The organism is Bacillus sp. AFS018417 (assembly GCF_002560985.1).
GTDB classification, from domain to species: domain Bacteria; phylum Bacillota; class Bacilli; order Bacillales; family Bacillaceae_G; genus Bacillus_A; species Bacillus_A rhizoplanae.
Map to the genome: position 1 here is coordinate 1 of NZ_NTTM01000065.1, position 701 is coordinate 701.

At 37.9% G+C, this 701-nt stretch carries 1 pseudogene; it reads left to right on the forward strand.

The features are described from left to right. Positions 1 to 701 (forward strand): annotated as a pseudogene (locus tag CN326_RS24780) (SafA/ExsA family spore coat assembly protein); the annotation flags it as partial.

Below are 701 nucleotides of genomic sequence, written 5' to 3' on the forward strand. Positions count from 1 at the left end.
GAGCAGCCTATACAAAAGGAACAGCCTATACAAAAAGAGAAACCAGTAGAAAAACTACCTGTTGTTGAGAAGCAACCCGTTGTTAGCAAAGTAGAAAAACAAAAAGAGAGCACAAAATTTTCCGTGAACATTTTACCACAGCCACCGCAACCGCCAGTAAAAGCGAAAAAAGATTATAAAATTGCAGATATTATAAAAAAAGGTAACGATTTAATTTCTCCGCAAGTAAATAAAATGAAGGGAAGTAATGTTGTCGCACCAGAAGTGAAGAAAGAAAATGTAAGTAATGTCGTCGCACCGGAAATGAAAAAAGAAAATGTAAGCAATATCATCGTGCCGGAAGCGAAGAAAGAAAATGTAAGTAATGTTGTCGCACCAGAAGTGAAGAAAGAAAATGTAAGTAATGTCGTTGCGCCGGAAGTGAAAAAAGAAAATGTAAGCAATGTCGTCGCACCGCAGGTTACAAAAGAAATTCCACAAGTGCTTCCACCTAATGTTACGATGCCAATAATGGAGAATAGCCCAATACCAGGTGTTATGCCAATAATGGAACCCCAAATACCAGGTGTTATGCCAATAATGGAAAATAGCCCAATACCAGATGTTATGCCAATGATGGAAAATAGCCCAATACCAAATGTTATGCCAATAATGGAAAATAGCCCAATACCAGATGTTATGCCAATGATGGAAAGTAGCCA